Genomic DNA, 1304 nt, shown 5'->3' with positions numbered 1-1304 from the left:
AAGCCCGCGAAGGAGCCGAAGCCCGCGAAGGAGCCGAAGCCGGCCAAGGAGCCGAAGGCGGCGAAGGCGGCGAAGGCCCCGAAGGAACGCCCGGTCAAGGAGCGGACCCGTGCCGCCGAGCCGGAGACGACCGCTGCCCGGTCCGCGGCCGGATCGAGCGGTGTCAAGCACCGCACGTATCACTCCAAGCGGGGCAGCGACAGCCTGGCGCCGATCGCGATCCTCGCCGCGCTGGCCTGCGCGGCCGTGGTCGGTCGGATGGCCTGGCTGGGAACCGTCTGGGACGACATCGGCCTCAGCGCGACCCTCACGGTCGCGGCCGCTGCGCTGCTGATCTATGCGCTGCGGATGAGCAACAGCTCCCGCACGGTGCACATCGACGAGGAGGGTGTCCTCAAGGTCACCATCGGCGACGCCAACAGCCGCTTCGACCTCACCAGCCCCAACACGAAGATCGAGCAGACGGGCGCACCCGACCAGCGCAACTGGCGGATCATGATCCTGCGGCGCAGCATGTCGCCGGTCTCCATCGACTCCCGGATGGTCGAGCCCCACACCTTCCTCGAGGCTCTGCGCCAGTGGCGACCGGAGATCTGATGGGCGACGTCGAGATCACCGACGCCGACGCCAACGCATCCCTGCGCGCCGAGCGGGACGCGCTGGCGCAGCGTTGCGCGGAGGCGGAGGCGCAGGTCGCCGAGCTGACCGGCCAGCTGGCGCAGGCTCGCGCCGACCTGGCGGCCCATGAGCAGAGCTCGACGATCTCACTCTTCGACGGGGAGGTCGGCGGCGACCCGATCACCGGCGACGGCAGTGACCCCCGGGTGCTGTCCTTCGTCCTCGGCGCGACGGCCGTCGTCGCCGGCATGGTGACCCTGCTCGCCCTGATCAACGGCAAGCTGTTCTCGGTCTTCGGCCTGGTGATGGTGGCGTTGACGCTCGGCCTCGCGTGGGCGGCGGCGCGGACCCGCGTCGTACCCATCGTGGTGAGCGTGGTGCGCGGGATCGTCTACGTCGAGCAGGGTGAGACGACCTATCGCTTCGACATCCGCAAGCCGGACACCCAGGTCGAGGTCAGTGGGCGCCCCGGTGACCCGAGCTGGTCGGTCCGCTTCCTGCGGCGGGGCCTCGACCCCTTCGTCGTCGACGCGTCGATGGTCGACCCGGACACCTTCCTGCACCAGCTGCGGGAGTTCCGCCCCGAGCTGTGACCCGGATCCGCAGGCAAACGACGACCGAGCGCCACGAAACGGGCGCGCTGGCCGCACCGGACCCGCTCAACAGCCAACCAGGATGCCGTCGCG

At 70.6% G+C, this 1304-nt stretch carries 2 protein-coding genes; both read left to right on the top strand.

Annotated features, from left to right (window positions below; translation table 11 throughout):
- Nucleotides 1–597, top strand: a 597-nt coding sequence (locus E9934_RS19715; protein ID WP_193556920.1) for a hypothetical protein, incomplete at its 5' end; no start/stop codon positions are given.
- Nucleotides 579–1211, top strand: a complete 633-nt coding sequence (locus E9934_RS16625) for a coiled-coil domain-containing protein (RefSeq protein ID WP_136564026.1) — start codon at nt 579–581, stop codon at nt 1209–1211. The genes E9934_RS19715 and E9934_RS16625, both read left to right, overlap by 19 nt.
- Nucleotides 1212–1304 lie beyond the last annotated feature (93 nt).

The sequence above is a fragment of the Nocardioides caeni genome (genome assembly GCF_004912195.1).
Taxonomy (GTDB): Bacteria; Actinomycetota; Actinomycetes; order Propionibacteriales; family Nocardioidaceae; genus Nocardioides; species Nocardioides caeni.
The sequence above is the reverse complement of the archived record's forward strand: the minus strand, read 5'-3'. Positions and strand labels throughout refer to the sequence as shown.